Below are 17675 nucleotides of genomic sequence, written 5' to 3' on the forward strand. Positions count from 1 at the left end.
GGGTTAGCCGTGGTTTACTGTCTCAGCTTCTCTTCAGGAACCAGGAGTTGGACACCATGGCCGATGTGCTGACCCGCCGCGAAACCGCGCGCCCAGAACGTATTTCCCCGCCGAGCCCGCGGCCACCACGCCACCGGCGCTTCGGGGTTGCGGTGGTTGCGCTGCTGTCGGTGCTGGCCATCGGACTCGGCGTGAGCATGGGGGAGGGGCAGGCGCGGGCGGCATCGCTGCCTACGTCGATTCCGAGTCCGACAGGAGCCATCGGTGACGTCATAGCTGCGCTCGCGAACAACGGTGTCACACAGGTGCTCGCGAAGCAGTGGCGCTTCGACCTCTGCTCCTCGGAGTCCGACGGCGGCCCGATCAACGGTGGCGCTGACTGTAGTGGTTCCACTGGCACCGGCGTGGCGGTTGTGTTGCCGACGTCGATTGATCTTGTGCCGGACGCCGTCTACACGCCTGCGCAGCAGGTATTCAACGCTGTGTCCGGTCTCGCTATCAACGGCAAGATCCTCGGCGTCACCGTTCCGGTCCCCGATGCTGCCCTTCCCGAGGGCTCCGCGAAGGTCATCGGTGATGGCTTCCAGTTCGCCCTTGCGTCGGGTGGTGGCAAGGCCACGGCCATCTCGTATCTCCCGCTGAGCCTCGCGACAGCGGGTGCGAGCGACGGCCGGACGGCATATGCATTCGCGATCATCGGTATGGCCAATGCGTGGACCACGAGTACCATCCCGATCGAGATCTTCACAATCCCGACGGGTACCTCGATCCCGCCGATCAAGAACGTCAGCTGCTATGGCGTACTGACTGCGGCATATGCCGAGAATGTTGGTGCGTGTGCCAACGTCCTGGGTACCTTCGACTTCAAACTCGATCAGCTGCAGAGTATTCCGCAGGTGCAGTTCGCATTGACCGATCCCACCGCAGTCGTGTTCAATCCCGCGCAGGTGTTGACCACCGCACTCGGAAAATTCGTCGCAGGCCAGGGATTCACCCTCAGCAAGGACTTCACCCGCCTGTCCCTCGGCGGCAATTCGCTGCTGGCGCTCACGAGTGATTACGGGCTGTCGGCGCCGATCACCGTGAACTGGCTGGGCTCGACGATCACGATCTACCCGACCGCGACCATCAACGGCGCAACCCGCCCGAACATGCTTGCGTTGCCGCAGATCGTGACCGGTGATCTCGACACCTCCCAGATCATCCCGGTCATCACGATCCCGCAGATCACCTTCCCGTTCGGGCTGGCGCCGCTCGGACCGTATGTGAGCAGCACGCCTGCGCTGACGACGACGTCGGCCCGGACGTTGGCCGCGACGAAGACCACCACCTCACGGGCCGCGCGGAGCGCCGCCACCGACGCCGAGACCGGCGCCACCTCCTCGAGCTCGAGCACCACGACGTCGAGCACCACACCGAGCACGGCGACGTCGAGCAGCACGACGAGCACCACCGTGAGTTCGTCGTCGAGCACCAGCCGGTCGTCACAGTCGAGCACCTCGTCGGGGACGCGAACCAGCGCGCCGTCGGCGGCCCCGACCTCATCGGCGGGCACGGACACCGGTACCGACTCCGGCGGCACCCAGAGCTCCGGTGGCGTCCCGGCGGCCAGCCCGGCCGGCTGACGGTTTTCCACGTCGGTGCGAGCACCACCGCGCACTTCGCCGGTGCACCACACCCGGTTCGTTACAGTGGATGGGGCAACTCGCCGACAAGGAGACTCCGACGTGATGGCCATTGATCCGAACAAGAGCAAAGCCGTCGGTCAGGTGGTGCGGCAGCATCCGGTGATGAGCCTGGTCGCCGTGTCTCCCGCCATCGCGATCTTCGTGTTGCTGTGGGTATTTGGCGTCGAATGGCTGGCCATCGTCTTCGCCGTCGCCGCGATCGGCGGTGGCTACTACCTGCTGACCCGGCAGAAGTAGGCGCGGTCGATGTCACTGGGGGAGATCGTGCGCCGTCCCCGACGGGAGCTCTGATCGTGGCGTCCACCCGCGTCGACAGCTGGATCTGGGCAGTACGCCTCACCAAGACCCGATCGGCAGCCGGTGCCGCCTGCCGCGGCGGTCATGTGCGCGTCAACGATGTCACCGCCAAACCCGCCCAGCAGGTCACCGTCGGCGACCGCGTGCAGGTGCGCCTGGCCGGGCGTGAACGCATCGTCGAGGTCACCAAGCTGATCAGCAAGCGGGTGTCGGCGCCGGCGGCGGCCGAGTGCTACATCGACCACAGCCCGCCACCGCCGCCGCGCGAGATCCTGGCCAGCCAACCGCGACGGGATCGCGGAGCGGGTCGTCCCACCAAACGAGAGCGGCGTGATCTCGACAAATTCCGCGGTGGCGCAGGCTTTCTCGGGCTGACCGCGGTACTCGCGGTGCTCCTCGTCCTCCTGGGTGCGTGTTCGTCGGACTCCGACGACTCCTCCGCGCCGACCCGCAACACCCCGCAGGCCCCGGGGCCGGCCGGCGGTGGACCGTACTTCGGGGAGTGTGGGGGCGTCACCACCGACGAGGTCGGCAAGATCACCAACTTCGGCGGCCTGTCCCTCGTCGTCGACAATCCGTCTGTGTGCGAATGGAGTTCGGGCCCCAGTCGCACCGGCGCGGTGGCCTCGTTCAACTGGTACCGGGGCTCGCCCATCGGCCGTGAGCGGGCCACCGAGCAACTCTCCCGGGAATCGACCAAGGACATCGACATCAACGGGCACAAGGGTTTCATCGCCTCCGACCCGGGCATCTGTGAGATCGGAATCCAGTTCGGCGCGGACTTCTTCGAATGGTCGGTCAGTTCCGGAACCGGCGTCGCCGGCACCACCCCGACCGACCCCGACGCGATCTGCACCGCCGCACGTCAACTGTCGACGATGTCGATCGAGCGTGCGAAATGAGGCGCCGCAACCGACTTCGCGCCGTGCTGGTCTTGCTGATCGTGACGGTGGTGGCCGTCGTCGCCGCCGGATGCTCCCGATCGGTGGACGGAACGCCGTTGTCGGTGCAGCAGGCCAACTCCCAGGGCGGAGACCAGTCCGGCAATGTCGACACCGATCAATACGATCAGCTCACCCTCGAATGCCAGATCCTGCGCACCGACCAAATCGCCAAGGCGGTCGGCGGTACGGGCGCCGAGGCCATCTTCTTCGGGGCGAACTGCCGGTGGTACGTCGACGGCCCGGTGGCGGCGTATGTGACCTTCAACTGGTTCGAATGGGGCACCGTCAACGTCGAGAAGGACACCGCGAAGAAGCTCGGCTACACCACCAACAACGTCAAGGTCGCCAGTCAGGCCGCCTTCACCTCGACCGATCCGCGCCGCCCCGCGGTCTGCGGGGTGACCACGCGGGCGCCGAGTCGGGGAATCTACTCGTTCTGGGTCGAGCCGGTGGGCGGCTCGGCCGCTGCGGACCCGTGCGCCGCGCCGACGAAACTGATGGAACTGGTGCTCAGCGGCGGTCAGTGAACGCTGCGCGCGTCACCGACACCGTTGCTGCGACCCGTAATTCGTCCGGGCTGTCGTCGTCTGCGGGCACCATCATCCACACCAGTAGCTGGTTGGGTTCGCGTATGCGGCGCAGTGTGATCGGCGTGCCCGGCACGATCGGGCGCAGATATTCGATGACCACCCGGTGCGGACCGTCGATGAGATCGGGGTGCTCGCCGAGCTCGTCCTCGATCGCCTCGAGGTAGGCGGCGTTGTTGAGGTGCTTGAACGGATCGAAATCCGTGCTGCGCAACACATGTGGACGGTCGGGCACATCGAGCATCTCCGCGGCGGGCGCGGTCTCGGGATTCATCGACTTCCACCGCAGGCGGTGTTCGTCGGTCATCGACGAGAGCATCTCGAAGGCATTGTCCGACAGTCGTGACGGCATCCCGAGATCGTTGACGTTGATCCAGAACGCCTCGGTCTCGATGAGACCGGCCGGGCGGGGATCGGGATTGAAGCGATTCGTCTCGTGGTCGGCGGTCAGACGCACCCGCATGTTGGTCCACCGGGTGGACAGGGCACCGCACCAGCGCTGCGCGGTGATCGACGCGGGCCAGGAGAACGGGACGATGACATCGATGATGGTGCGACGCACGATCCAGAACGGATCGGTGTCGCCGAAGTCGGTGGCCTCGATGTTGTCGTTGGCGACGTCCTGTAGGTACCGCGCGACGGCGTCGAGCCGTACCCGCATCTGTTGGTCCACGTCGCCGGTGCGGACCCGATACCCGGCCTCGAAGTACCGCGCTCCGGTCTTACGATCGGGGAGTGGGGTCGTCGTGGCGGGATCGCCTGGGACCTGTCCGGATGCGTCGGGCCGGGCGGCTGTGCTCACTCGAAGTCCTCGTGTCTCGTCCGCTGTGTCAGAGTTAAGATACAGTGAACCGCTAAACTAGAACACGTTCTAGATGGAGAGAAGCAGGGAAACCCCAGATGGCGCATGTGATCACTCGACCGTGTTGCAACGACGCTTCGTGCGTGGCCGTGTGTCCGGTGAACTGCATCCACCCGACGCCGGACGAGCCCGAGTTCTTCACCGCCGAGATGCTGTTCATCGATCCGGAGACCTGCATCGACTGCGGCGCCTGCATTGACGAGTGCCCCGTCGAGGCCATCATTCCCGACGATCAGCTCGAGGAGAAGGACGAGCCCTACCTGCAGATCAACGCCGACTACTACAACGACCACGACGTCGAGGGCGGTCTCGTGCCGCCGAAGAAGGCGCCGCAACTCCCGGACGGACCGCTGCACGTCGCGATCGTCGGCGCCGGGCCCGCCGCGTTCTACGCCGCCGAGGACCTCGTCCGTCGACCCCAGATCGCGGTCGACATGTTCGACCGGCTGCCCACGCCCTACGGCCTGGTGCGCGCGGGGGTGGCCCCCGACCACGCCGCCACCAAGGGCGTCGAATCGGGCTTCGCCTCGACCGCGGCCAAGAAGAACTTCACCTATCACCTCGACGTCGAGGTCGGCAAACACATCAGCCACGACGAACTCGCCCAGCGCTACCACGCGGTCATCTACGCCGTCGGTGCACCGACCGATCGGCGTCTGGGCATCGACGGCGAGGACCTGCCGAACTCCTTGCCCGCCACCGAGTTCGTCGCCTGGTACAACGGTCACCCCGACTACGCGGATCTGTCCGTGGACCTCTCGGCGCAGCGCGCGGTGGTCGTCGGCAACGGCAACGTGGCGCTCGACGTCGCGCGCATCCTCGTCACCGACCCCGACGACCTGGCCCGCACCGACATCGCCGACCACGCGCTCGCGGCCCTACGGGACTCGCAGATCACCGAGGTGGTGTTGCTCGGACGGCGTGGCGTCGCCCAGGCCGCCTACACCAACAGCGAATTCCTCGCGCTCGGCGACGTCGACGGGGTCGACGTCATCGTCGATCCCGAGGAGCTGGTCCTCGACTCGGCCACGCAGGAGGCGCTCGACGACGGGACGCTCGATTCGACGATCGCCACCAAGATCCGGCTGGCCCGCGAGTTCTCCGAGCGTCCGACAACCGCGGGCAACCGTCGCATCGTCTTCCGGTTCATGGCGTCACCGCTGTCGATCAACGGTTCCGGTGACGAGGCAACCGGCGGCGTGCAGTCGGTGACCTGCGTGCGCAACGTGTACGCCGACGCCACCGGTGCCAGCGTGGCCATCACCCCCACCGAGGACCACTTCGACATCGACGCCGGACTGGTGCTGCGGGCGATCGGGTACCGCGGCGTACCGATCACCGACCTGCCCTTCGACGAGGGCCACGGCGTCGTCCCCAACACCGCGGGCCGGGTGACCGCGGGCGTCGACGGCGAGGTGATCCCCGGCCTCTACGTCGCCGGGTGGATCAAGCGCGGGGCGACGGGAGGGATCGGCCGCAACCGCCTGTGCGGTCAGGAGACGGCCGAGTCGGTCATCGCCGACTTCGTTGCCGGCACCCTGCCCGAGCCGACGGCGTCGCGGGACGACGTCGCCGACCTGGTCGCCGACCGCGGAGCGCATCGCATCGACCTGGCCGGGTGGAAACGCATCGACCTGGCCGAACGCGGTGCCGGCAAGACCGCGGGCCGCCGACGTGTGAAGCTTGTCGATATCCGTGAATTGGAAAAAGCCGCCGAGGCCGAACCGGCCTGAGGTCCTGGTGCCCGCCGACCGGTGGGTGCCTCGCCGGCAATCGGGTCACACGAGAAGAACGGGGTACACGACGTGCGCGTCGCACTGCTCTCCTACCGGAGCAAACCGCATTGCGGGGGACAAGGGGTTTACGTCCGGCATCTGAGCCGCGAACTCGCGTTACTCGGACATGAGGTCGAGATCTTCTCCGGCCAGCCGTATCCCGACCTCGACCAGGCCGCGCTCGACGCCGGTGTGCGTCTGACCGAGGTGCCCAGCCTCGGCCTGTACGACGAACCCGACCCGTTTCGCACGCCGCGGCCCGGGGAGTACCGGGACTGGATCGACGCACTCGAGGTGGGGGCGATGTGGACGGCCAGTTTCGGTGAGCCACTGACCTTCAGCCTCCGGGTGGCCCGGCTGCTCGCCGACCGCCGCGACGACTTCGACATCGTGCACGACAACCAGTGCCTCGGCTACGGCCTGCTGCAGATCCAGAAGGCCGGATTCCCGCTGATCGCCACGATCCATCACCCCATCACCCGCGACCGCACGCTCGCGGTCAAGGCCGCCAAGGGGTGGCGCAAGATCACCGCGTGGCGCTGGCATTCCTTCCTGCGCATGCAGGGGCGGGTGTCGCGGCGCATCCCGGAGCTGTTGACCGTCTCGCGCAGCAGCGAGGTCGACATCCGCAAGGCCTTCGACATCCCGTCGGGTCGCATCACCACCATCCCGCTCGGCGTCGACACCGATGTCTTCCGGCCGGCCGGGCAGCGAATCCCGGGCCGCGTGGTGTCCATCGCGAGCGCCGACGCCCCGCTCAAGGGAGTGTCGTATCTGCTCGAGGCCATCGCCAAACTCGCCGCCGAACGTGACGTGACGCTGACGCTGGTGTCGAAACTCGACCCCGAGGGGCCATCGGCGAAGCTCATCGAGGACCTCGCGATCGGCGACCGGGTCGAGGTCGTCTCCGGGCTGACCGACGAGGAGATGGCGCAGTTGCTCGCCTCGGCCGAGGTCGCTTGTGTGCCCTCGCTCTACGAGGGCTTCTCGCTGCCCGCGGTCGAGGCCATGAGCTGCGGCACCCCGCTGGTGGCCACCCGTGCCGGCGCCATCCCGGAGGTCGTCGGCACCGACGGCAGCGCGGCCCGCCTGGTGCCGCCCCGGGATTCGGGCAAGCTGGCCCAGGAGATCGGGCGGCTGCTCGACGACGCCGACCTCCGCGCCGCGATGGGCGCCGCGGGGCGCGCCCGCGTCGAGGAACGCTACAGCTGGGCGGCGGTGGCCGCGAAGACCGCAGAGCACTATCAGACGGTGCTTGACAGAACGGGGCTCGAGAGATCAGGGCTCGACAGAACAGGGCTGGACCGGGTGAACACAGAGGAGACGAGTGCGTGCTGACAGTTGATTTCGACCGGCTGGGTGTGGGTCCGCAGACCAAGGCGATCGACATCGGGGCCGGGCAGGGCAGGCATTCGTTCGAGATGTTCCGACGCGGCGCCGACGTGATCGCCTTCGATCAGTCCGAGTCCGACATGGCCGATGTGGCCGAGATGTTCGACGCGATGATGGCCGAGGGGCACGTACCCGCCGAGGCCAAGGCCCGCGCCGAGGTCGGCGACGCGCTCCGACTTCCCTACGCCGACAACAGCTTCGACGTGGTGTTGATGTCGGAGATCCTCGAGCACATCCCGACCGACGAAGGCGCCATCGCCGAGATGGTGCGGGTGCTGCGGCCCGGTGGCGTCGCGGCGGTGACCGTGCCGCGGTACTGGCCGGAAAAGGTGTGCTGGGCGCTGTCGGACGCGTACCACGAGGTCGAGGGCGGTCACGTTCGCATCTACAAGGCCTCCGAACTGGCCGGCAAGCTCGAGGCCGCAGGCCTCGAGGTCACCGGCACCGACCACGCCCACGCCCTGCACGCGCCGTACTGGTGGCTCAAGTGCGCGGTCGGCGTCGAGAACAATGACAACCTGCTGGTCAAGGGCTACCACCAACTGTTGGTGTGGGACATGATGACCAAGCCGTGGCTGACGCGGGTCGGCGAGCAGGTGTTGAACCCGGTCATCGGCAAGTCGGTCGCCCTGTATCTGCGCAAGCCGGAATGAGTCGGGCCACACCGGCGATCGCCGGTGTGCTGACGGCCGAGCAGGTCACCGCGACCGGGGCGGCCATCGTCGGCATGCAGGAGGACTCCGGTGCACTGCCGTGGTTCCCCGGCGGACAGACCGACCCCTGGGATCACATCGAGTCGGCGATGGCGTTGAGCGTCACCGGCTTCCTGGCCGAGGCCGAGGCGGCCTACGACTGGTCACGGCGTCATCAACGGCCCGACGGGTCGTGGCCGATCCGGACGGTGCGCGGGACGGTGACCGACCACGGTATCGATTCCAACTTCTGCGCCTACATCGCAGTCGGCGTCTGGCATCACTACATGATCACCGGCGACACCGCGTTCCTCGATCGGATGTGGCCGACGGTGTGGTCGGCGATCGACCTCGTCTGTCGCTTCCAGCGGCCCGACGGCGCCTTCCGGTGGGGCGGTGACCACCGCACGCACGCGATGTTCGACGAAGCCCTCGTCACCGGCAACGCGAGCATCCACCACGCCCTCGACTGCGCGATCCGGATCGCCGCGGAGATCGACCAGCCCGACGACGAGTGGGTGCGTGCGTTCGAGGCGCTCGGGGAGGCATTCCGCGAGCGGATCGAGGTCTTCGAGGACCCGTCGGAGCATTCGATGGATTGGTACTACCCGGTGCTCGGTGGTGCGCTGCGTGGACGAGCCGGCCAAGAACTCATCGCTCGGCGGTGGGACGAGTTCGTGGTGCCCGGCAAGGGTGTGCGCTGCGTCGACCACCGGCCGTGGGTGACCGGGGCCGAGACCTCGGAGCTGGCTCTGGCCCTCGACGCACTCGGTGACACCGCCGACGCCGTCGAACTGATCGCCTCGATCCAGCACCTGCGCGATCCCGACGGCTCGTACTGGACCGGCCTGGTCTTCGCCGACGGGAAACGCTGGCCGGTGGAGAAGAGCTGCTGGACCTCGGCGGCCGTGGTCCTCGCCGCCGACGCGGTCAGCCGGGCGTCGGCGGCCAACGGGATCTTCCGCGACGTCGGCAGCTGGATGGCCGCTCGTCGCTGAGGCGGTTCGCCCACGAGGGGGTTGGCCCAGAGGCGTTTGGCCGGAGGGGTCCGCCCTGAGCGGACTGCCGCCTTCTCTCGAATGCGCTCTCGCCGCCGCCCCACGTCGGCGACGAGAGCGCATCCCCCGACACTCGACCCGGTGGTCGTGACACCGACCGGGGAGTGACCTCAGTCAAATCGACCGCGCTGGGTCCATGCCACCGGTGGACCGGATTTTCGCCGAAAACCGCTGGTAAAGTCATCGCACGAGTTTTCCGGACCGGAAAACCGGAACCGGATGGGCGGATGTGACCAAACTCTGATTTGTCGTCGGGCTGCCTGGTTCGTAGATTCGCAGGGAACCCGAGACCGGGGGAGGGGGAAGCACCAATGACGACGCGTCTGTCGGACGCATCCGCGGTCGACGGCCCCGGACGCTTCGGTTCCCAACTGCACGCGTTGTTCACCGCGGCCGGATCGCCGACACTGGCCGCGACCATCGCGGGCGCTGCCCGCATCGCCCCCGGGCGTGGTGAGGTGTCGGTGCAGCGCCTCTCGGACTGGCGTCGCGGACGTCACCTCCCGGCCCGGTTCGAGACTCTCGAACCCCTCCTCGCGTGGCTCATCCTGCAAGCGCAGTCGCGGGGTGCCGACACACCGTCGCTGAGTGACTGGCGACGCTGGTGGTCGGCGGCCAATGGCACCAGCACCCGTGACGCGGGTCCGTCGAAGCGTCGCACCGCCGAGCCGATCCCGACGCTCGCCTGCCCGTACCCCGGCCTCGGGGTGATGACCGCCGACGACCGCGACGTCTTCTTCGGCCGCGACCGGGTCCTCGACGAACTCGCGGCACTCATCGGTGCCGCCGACCGCGACCGTGAGCTCTCGCCGGCGATGGTGCTCGTCACCGGCGTCTCGGGGGCGGGCAAGTCGTCGTTGCTACGCGCGGGACTCGCCCGGCTCGCCGAACGTCCGGAGAACCGCTGGGAAGTGCGTGCGCGACCGGCCGTCGCGCTGCTCGACGACGCCGATGGGCAGGGTGCCGAGGGCGCGGGAGGCGACGAGCCCGCCGAACAACCCGACGTCGAACAATCCGACGTCGAACAACCTGGCACCGAGGAATCCGGTATCGAGGAATCCAGCACCGACAAGTCCGGTACCGATCAACCCGGCGCCGACCCCGACACCGGACTCGATGATCACGCCGCCGCGCCGACACTGACCGTGCAGGTGGTCGACCAGCTCGAGCAGGTGCTCGTCGGGCAGTCGCGTCGCGCCCCGCGCGTGCAGCAGCTGATGGAGGCGTTGGGCGGGCTCGCATCGGAGCCGGGAACCGTGGTCGTGGTCGGGGCCCGCGCCGACATGTACGAGATGGCGTCCACGCTCGAGCCGGTCGCCTCGGCGTGGCAACACCGGTCGATCGTGGTGCCGCCGATGACCGACACCGAACTCGAAGAGGTCATCGCCGCGCCCGCACGGGTGTCGGGAATCCGCGTCGACAAGGGCCTCGCCCCGACCATCCTGTCCGATCTGCGCGGCCTGACCGGGCGGCGCGGCCCGGTCGAGGACCGCGCCGGGCAGCTCCCGCTGGTGGCCCACGTGCTGTCGGTGATGTGGGCGACCCGCGCGGGCGCCACGCTCACGGTCAGCGGCTATCACGCGGCGGGTGGGGTCTCCTCGGCCATCGCCGAATCCGCCGAGGCCATGTGGCTGGCCCTGACACCGGCCCACCGCGTCACCGCACAGCGGCTGCTGCTGTCGCTGATCCACATCTCCGACGGGGTGACCGCGCGCCGGCCGCGTCGGTTCGCCGACCTCGTCGCCCTCGGTGACGATCGCGCGGGTACGGTCGCGGTGATCGAGGCGCTGTCGGAGTCACGCCTGGTCACCGTCTCCGACCAGCAGGTCCAGATCATCCACGACGTCGTGCTCAGTGCCTGGCCGCGGCTGAGCGAACTGATCGAACGCACCCGTGACAGCGCTCCGGTTCTCGAGCGCGTCACCTCCGATGCCACCGAGTGGGACCGTCAGGGCCGCGACACGTCGTTGCTCTACAACTCGACGCGCTACGCGTGGGCCGCGCAGGTGGCCGACGACCCGGTGCTCGGCTCGGTGGCTCGCGACTTCCTCGACGCCGGCCGCCACCACATCGACACCCAACGCCGCCGGCGGCGATGGGCGATCGCTGCGGTCTCGCTGCTCGCGGTGATCTCGGTGGTCGCCGCGGGGGTGGCCATCTTCTCCAACGTTGCGCTGGCCCGCGAGAGCGACAACGCGCGGTTCTCGGCGCTGCTGTCGTCGGCGGGGCGGCTGGCCCAGACCGATCCGGGCCTCGCCGCCCAACTCGCGGTGGGCGCGTGGCGCATCCACCCCGACAACCCGCTGGCGCGGATGCGGGTGCTGCAGACCCAACAGCTGCCGCTGCCGATCTCGGCGCGACAGGGCCATCAGGGGTCGGTGTACGACCTCGGCCTGACCTCCGGCGGCGCCGGTGGCACCGGTGCGGGAGGCAGATTGCTGGCGACGGCCAGTTACGACCGCTCGGTGCGCCTGTGGCGGGCCGACAACCCGCGCGACATCGTGGCGGCCGGTCCGGCCCTGCGCGGGTACGGCTCCTTCGTCACCTCGGTCGATTTGCGGCCCGGCTCGCCGACCCTGGCCTCGGCCGACGGCGAGGGCAAGATCGCCGTGTGGGACATCGCCGACGTCACCCACCCCGTGCGGACCCAGACGTTGCAGTCGCCGTACGGTACCGGGACGTCGTACATCCTGCGCTACGACCGCACCGGCCGGGTGCTCGCGACCACCCATGACAACGGGGTCGTCACCTTGTGGGACACCACCGCACCCGGCGGGTATCGCGCGGTGTCGGCGATCCGTGATCACACCGGTCCGGTCCGCACGGTTGCGCTGTCGCCGACCCGACCGGTGCTCGTCGCCGGTTCCGACGACGGCACCATCAGCCTCTCCGACATCGCCGATCCGGCTGCGCCGGTGCATCTCTCGGATCTGCGGGACGGTATCGACAGCGGGTGGCATTCGGTGGCGATCTCACCCGACGGCACGCTGCTGGCGGCCGGCCGGGACGACGGGACGGTCGCGGTGTGGAACATCGCCGATCCTCGCTCGCCGATCGCGTTGGGCCGCGTTCGGGCGCACGGCGCGGCGATCTGGTCGGTCGGATTCTCCGCGGATGGTCGGTCGTTGATCTCGGCCGGTCTCGACGGGTTCGCGCGCCGCTGGGACGTCGGCACCGACGGGACATCGGCGTCGGCCGATCTGCTCACCGAACTAGGTGTGCCGATGCGAACCTCCGGTGGCGCGTTCTTCACCGCCCGCGAGATCGCGCCACAGGTGATCCTCACCGCCGGAGGCGCCGGGACGATCCAGGCCTGGGACATCCCGGCCTCACCCCAGCCCGCGCACTCGTTGCCCATCACCCAGACCTCGGTGAGCCCGGACGGAACGACCTTGGCCACCAGCGCCGCCGACCAGACGATCGCGTTGTGGAACCTGCCGCGCGGGCGGGCGCCGACGGAGCTGTCCCGCATCTCCGCGCAACCGCGACCCAGTGGTGGGTACGTAACCGCGTTCAACCGGACGGGCACCATCCTCGCCAGCGCGTTCACCGGCGGTGGTGAGGTGGATCTCTACGACATCTCCGATCGCCGGGCGCCGCGTCGTCTGGTGACGCTTCCGGTGCAGACCCGGCACACCTTCCCGCTGGCCTTCGATCCGACGAGGGATCTGCTGGTCACCGGCAGCAGCGACAACTCGATCCAGCTGTGGGACGTCGCCGACCCGCATGCGCCACGGATGCTCGGACAGCCGTTCGCCACGGCGGACGGCTTCATCGAGGACGTCCAATTCGGCCCCGACGGTGGTGATCTCGTCGTCGCCGATGCCGCACATCGCATCACCCGGTGGGACATCGACGACCCACAGAATCCTCATCTGGCACAACAGATGACCTCGCACACGAGTGCGGTCAATGCGGCGGTGTTCAGCCCCGACGGACGGTTCATCTACGGCGGCGCCGACGACCAGACCATCTCGGTGACCGCGGTCGGTTCCGAAACGGCTGCGCGCGTGCGTGTTCCGGCCGGGGTTCGGGTGACGTCGCTGTCGGTCTCGGCCGACGGCACAACCCTGGTGGTCGGCGCCGACCTGAGCGTGCAGCTCTGGGACATCTCGAAACCCGATGCGCCGAAACCGATTGCACGCGACGAGTCGATCACCGCCGAGTCCGCGTACGTCCGCGAGCCGATGATCGCTCCCAATGACGTCATCTATGCCGGTGGCCGTTCCGATCTGCAGTGGTGGACGATCGATGCCGGAGCCGTCGCGAGCCGCGTCTGCGCGGCCGACAATCACATCGATCGCGGCACGTGGGACGAATTCGCCGAGGGCGTCGGGTACCCCGACATCTGCCCCGGCTGAGGCATGACGAGAACCCGGACAAAACGAGAACTTGTTCTAGACAGGTGTCCAGGCCTGTGTCTAAGGTGAGGGCATGGATTTCGGGATCGTTCAGTTCACCAGCGACCGCGGCCTGACGCCGCAGGTCCTGGCCCCGCTCATCGAAGAGGCCGGGTTCGCGTCGTATTTCGTCCCCGAGCACGGGCACATCCCGACCCGCCGCGATACGGCCCATCCACGGACCGGTGATTCCTCGCTGCCCGACGATCGCTACATGCGCACCCTCGACCCCTGGACGACGCTGGCCGCGGCCGCTGCGGTCACCGAGCGGATTCGGCTCGCCACGGCGGTCGCGCTACCCGTGCAGTCCGATCCGATCACTCTCGCCAAGACCCTGGCCACCCTCGATCACCTGTCCGGCGGACGGCTGACGCTCGGTGTCGGATTCGGTTGGAACCTCGACGAATTGGCCGATCACAAGGTGCCGCCGAAGCTGCGGCGGACGATGTTGCGCGAGTATCTCGAGGCCATGCGCGCGCTCTGGACCGACGAGGAGGCCGAATACCACGGTGACTTCGTCGATTTCGGGCCCAGCTGGGCATGGCCCAAGCCGCAGGCGCACATCCCCACGCTCGTCGGCGCCGCGGGCAACGAGAAGAACTTCCGATGGATCGCCCGCAGCGCCGACGGCTGGATCACCACGCCGGGCGAAGAAGACATCGAGGGCTCGGTGGGCCTGCTGCACCGGATCTGGTCCGACGCCGGCCGTGACGGCGTACCGCAGGTCGTCGTCCTCGACTTCAAGCCGGTCGCCGAGAAGCTGGAGAAATGGCGCCAGATCGGGGTCACCCAGGTCCTGTACGGCCTCCCTGACGACTCGGTGGAACGCGCCCGAGGGTATCTCGCCAAACTAGCCGGCAAGCTCGGTCTCGCCCCTGCGGTGGTGTAACCCCTCCCACGCCGACAGCGCCTTTGAGCGCGCCGGCTACGGCGCGGCCGCGAGCCCCGGAATGACGAAGCGCTCCACCTGTCGTCGCACCGAGGTCGGGTCGTCGGCGTCGACGGTGGTGCCGGGAACGGTGCCGAGGCTGATGAGAATCCGGGCCACCCACTCCGATACCTCGACGGCGTCGTGGTCGGGGTGCACTTCTCCGTTCTCGATCGCGGCGTCGACGAATGGTCTCCAGAACAGTGCGAGGTCGGGGACGAGGGCGCTGACGCCCACGCCCGCGCACGCGGCGAATTCCTCCGGCTCTTCCGTGCGCAGCCGCAGCAGTAACGTCCCGGGGTCGTCGTAGGCGCCGCGGCCGATCCGGACGCCTGCCACGAGTTGCTCGGTGAAGTCGCCCAGTGTTTCGAGTTCGACGCGCGCGTCGCTCCAGAACGAATCGGTGAGCCGCACGATCGTCGCCCCGACCATCGACTGCTTGTCGGGGAAGTGTCGGTAGAGCCAGGCCCGCGACACCCCGGCGACGTCGGCGACCTGCTGCATTGTCGTGGCCCGAATGCCCTTGTCGGCGAGCAACTTCTCGGCCGCATCGAGCAGGCGGTCGGCGACGCTCGTGGCCGGGGCGGGTGTCATGGTCACCAACTCTAACAACCGGGCTGGACAGTTTCGCGAAAGTGTTTACTCCGAGCCCCTTCGTGCGGTAGACAGATTCAGAGATCTGTCAACTATCCAAAGGGGCTCCCATGCGTGATCTCCCGCGTACCGCCATCATCGGCGCCGGAATCAGTGGCCTGACATCGGGAAAGATGCTCACCGACTACGGCGTCCCGTACACCTGTTTCGAGAGTTCCGATCGGGTCGGCGGGAACTGGGCGTTCGGCAATCCCAATGGGCACTCGAGCGCCTATCGGTCGCTGCACATCGACACGTCCAAACATCAGCTGTCGTTCCGGGATTTCCCGATGCCGTCGGAATACCCGGATTTCCCGCACCACACCCAGATCAAGCAGTACCTCGACGACTACACCGACGCCTTCGGGCTGCGCGAGAACATCGAGTTCGGCAATGGGGTGACCCACGCCCGCCGACTCGACGGCGGCGGGTGGGAGTTGTCGACGCAGCGCGGCGAGACGCGCCGCGTCGACCTGCTGGTCGTGGCCAACGGGCATCACTGGGATCCGCGGTGGCCGAATTTCCCGGGCGAATTCGCCGGTGACGAGATCCACTCCCATTCCTATATCGACCCGCGTACCCCGCTGGACTTCGCCGGCAAACGAATCCTGGTGGTGGGCTTGGGCAACAGTGCCGCCGACATCGCCGTCGAGCTGTCGTCCAAGGCGCTCGACACCACGGTCACCATCTCGACCCGGTCGAGTGCCTGGATCGTCCCCAAGTACTTCGCGGGCAAACCGGCCGACAAGTACTACCACACCTCGCCTTACATTCCGTTCTCGTGGCAGCGCAAGTTCACCCAGATCATGCAGCCGATGACCGCCGGGCGCCCCGAGGATTACGGCCTACCGACCCCGAATCACAAGTTCTTCGAAGCACATCCGACGCAGTCGGTCGAGCTGCCGCTGCGGCTCGGCTCCGGTGACGTCACCGCCAAGGGCAACATCGAGCGACTCGACGGCCACACCGTGCACTTCGTCGACGGCACGAGTGCCGATTTCGACGTGATCATCTACGCCACCGGATACAACATCACCTTCCCGTTCTTCGACCCCGATGTGATCAGCGCCCCCGACAACCACATCGACCTGTACAAACGGATCTTCTATCCGGGCATCGACGACGTCGTGTTCGCCGGCTTCGCCCAGTCCACGCCGACGCTGTTTCCGTTCGTGGAATGTCAGGCCCGGGTGATCGGTGCCTATGCGGTCGGGCAGTACCGCCCGCCGTCGGTGCCGCAGATGCGTGAGACCATCGCCTCCGACCAGCAATACTTCACCGGGCACATGCTGCACACGGCAAGGCACACACAGCAACTCGACCACTATCTCTACGAACACAGCATCCGTACCAAAGAACTGCCCGCCGGGCGTGCGCGTGCCGCCGAGCAGGGGCCCGTCCGCTGGGCGGGCGTCGACGCCGCGCCGCTGCAGGAGGCACGATGACCACCGCCGACACCGACCGTCGCACCGTGCATTTCGAGTCCGTACGATTCGATTCTGACGGAACCGGTTGCGACGCCTGGTTCTTCGCACCGACCGGCACCGCATTCGCCACCGAAGCAGGAGTGCCGGTGGTGGTGATGGCCCACGGATTCTGCGGCACCAAGGATTCCGGGCTCGAGCCGTTCGCGCGACGCCTGGCCGACGCCGGTCTGGCGGTGTTCGCGTTCGACTACCGGAACTTCGGACTCTCCGATGGTGAACCGCGCCAACGGGTCTCGATGTCCGGTCAGGCCGCCGACTACCATGCCGCCATCGACGCCGCCGGCCGTCAGCCCGGTGTGGACGCCTCCCGGATCGTCCTGTGGGGGCTGTCGCAATCCGGCGGGCACGTGTTGATCGTGGCAGCCGAACGTGCGCGGACGGGGCGCGACGACGTGGCCGCCGTCATCTCGGCGGTGCCGATGGTCAGCGGGCTTGCGGCCGGTGTTCACCATTACCCGCAGGTGGGTGCGGTCTCGATGTTGCGATCCACGGCCGTCGGCATCGGAAGTGCGTTGGGCGCCAGACTCGGGCGCGACCCGGTGATGATGCCGGTCGTCGGCAAGCCCGGTGACAAGGCCGCGCTGACCAGCGACGGTTACCTGGAGAGTTACCTCGCGATCGCCGGCCCCAGCTGGCGCAACGAGGTCGACGCGTCGATCGGCTTGGAGCTCGGCTCATTTCGCGCCGACAAGGCCGCGCCCGATGTGGCCGCGCCGGTCCTCATGCAGATCGCCGACCTCGATCGGGGAGCGCCGCCCCACGCGGCGGCCAAGGCCGGTTTCGCCGCACGCGCCGAGGTCCGGCATTACCCGTGTGACCACTTCGGGATCTTCGCCGAGGTTCAGGATTCGTGGTTCGAGCCGGTCGTGTCCCATCAGATCTTTTTTCTCACACGCCATCTCGCCACCTCGGCGGTGACCGGGTGAGCACGG

Annotated in this window: 14 protein-coding genes; 12 read left to right on the top strand and 2 right to left on the bottom strand. The window is 67.9% G+C overall.

Annotated features, from left to right (window positions below; genetic code table 11):
- Positions 1–56: 56 nt before the first annotated feature.
- The 4 genes from GOPIP_RS01735 (at position 57) to GOPIP_RS01750 (ending at position 3456) form a co-directional block, all read left to right on the top strand.
- Entirely contained in the window at positions 57–1625 is a 1569-nt protein-coding gene (locus GOPIP_RS01735) for a hypothetical protein (protein ID WP_006367776.1), read from the top strand.
- A gap of 105 nt (positions 1626–1730) precedes the next feature.
- Positions 1731–1925 carry a hypothetical protein gene (locus GOPIP_RS01740; RefSeq protein WP_006367777.1) on the top strand — a complete coding sequence of 65 codons (195 nt, stop codon included), beginning with the start codon at positions 1731–1733 and terminating at the stop codon, positions 1923–1925.
- 56 nt (positions 1926–1981) lie between these two features.
- Positions 1982–2887 (top strand): DUF3558 family protein, encoded by a 906-nt coding sequence (locus GOPIP_RS01745; RefSeq protein ID WP_006367778.1) that lies wholly within the window; start codon positions 1982–1984, stop codon positions 2885–2887.
- Positions 2884–3456, top strand: coding sequence for a DUF3558 domain-containing protein (locus GOPIP_RS01750; RefSeq protein ID WP_020170368.1), 573 nt, complete (start codon positions 2884–2886; stop codon positions 3454–3456). The genes GOPIP_RS01745 and GOPIP_RS01750 overlap by 4 nt, the downstream gene beginning before the upstream one ends.
- Here the strand turns inward: GOPIP_RS01750 and GOPIP_RS01755 are convergent.
- The gene (locus GOPIP_RS01755; protein ID WP_006367780.1) at positions 3440–4318 is read right to left on the bottom strand and encodes an acyl-[acyl-carrier-protein] thioesterase; all 879 of its coding nucleotides are present in this window, start codon (positions 4316–4318) and stop codon (positions 3440–3442) included. The two genes, GOPIP_RS01750 and GOPIP_RS01755, sit on opposite strands and share 17 nt — an antisense overlap.
- Before the next feature lie 98 nt (positions 4319–4416).
- On the opposite strand from GOPIP_RS01755, the gene GOPIP_RS01760 reads away from it, so the two are divergent.
- From GOPIP_RS01760 to GOPIP_RS01785, 6 genes are all read left to right on the top strand, one after another.
- Entirely contained in the window at positions 4417–6111 is a 1695-nt protein-coding gene (locus tag GOPIP_RS01760) for an FAD-dependent oxidoreductase (RefSeq protein WP_020170369.1), read from the top strand.
- A gap of 72 nt (positions 6112–6183) precedes the next feature.
- Positions 6184–7491: a glycosyltransferase family 4 protein gene (locus GOPIP_RS01765; RefSeq protein ID WP_006367782.1), complete on the top strand. Its 1308-nt coding sequence runs from the start codon at positions 6184–6186 to the stop codon at positions 7489–7491.
- Entirely contained in the window at positions 7485–8198 is a 714-nt protein-coding gene (locus tag GOPIP_RS01770; protein WP_006367783.1) for a class I SAM-dependent methyltransferase, read from the top strand. The genes GOPIP_RS01765 and GOPIP_RS01770 overlap by 7 nt, the downstream gene beginning before the upstream one ends.
- A complete protein-coding gene (locus tag GOPIP_RS01775; RefSeq protein ID WP_006367784.1) occupies positions 8195–9235 on the top strand; it encodes a glycoside hydrolase family protein in 1041 nt (346 codons plus the stop codon). Before GOPIP_RS01770 ends, GOPIP_RS01775 begins: the two co-directional genes overlap by 4 nt.
- A gap of 371 nt (positions 9236–9606) precedes the next feature.
- A complete protein-coding gene (locus GOPIP_RS01780) occupies positions 9607–13656 on the top strand; it encodes an NACHT and WD repeat domain-containing protein (protein WP_006367785.1) in 4050 nt (1349 codons plus the stop codon).
- Positions 13657–13729: 73 nt separating this feature from the next.
- The gene (locus GOPIP_RS01785) at positions 13730–14584 is read left to right on the top strand and encodes an LLM class F420-dependent oxidoreductase (protein ID WP_006367786.1); all 855 of its coding nucleotides are present in this window, start codon (positions 13730–13732) and stop codon (positions 14582–14584) included.
- Between the two features lie 36 nt (positions 14585–14620).
- Here GOPIP_RS01785 and GOPIP_RS01790 read toward each other — a convergent pair whose 3' ends face one another.
- Positions 14621–15217: a TetR/AcrR family transcriptional regulator gene (locus GOPIP_RS01790; RefSeq protein ID WP_006367787.1), complete on the bottom strand. Its 597-nt coding sequence runs from the start codon at positions 15215–15217 to the stop codon at positions 14621–14623.
- A 110-nt stretch (positions 15218–15327) separates the two neighbouring features.
- Here GOPIP_RS01790 and GOPIP_RS01795 point away from each other — a divergent pair, with 110 nt between their 5' ends.
- Complete coding sequence (locus GOPIP_RS01795; protein ID WP_006367788.1) at positions 15328–16701, top strand: flavin-containing monooxygenase; 1374 nt, start codon at positions 15328–15330, stop codon at positions 16699–16701.
- Positions 16698–17669, top strand: a complete 972-nt coding sequence (locus tag GOPIP_RS01800; RefSeq protein ID WP_006367789.1) for an alpha/beta hydrolase — start codon at positions 16698–16700, stop codon at positions 17667–17669. The genes GOPIP_RS01795 and GOPIP_RS01800 overlap by 4 nt, the downstream gene beginning before the upstream one ends.
- Positions 17670–17675: the final 6 nt, after the last annotated feature.

The organism is Gordonia polyisoprenivorans NBRC 16320 = JCM 10675 (assembly GCF_000241325.1).
Lineage (GTDB): Bacteria > Actinomycetota > Actinomycetes > Mycobacteriales > Mycobacteriaceae > Gordonia > Gordonia polyisoprenivorans.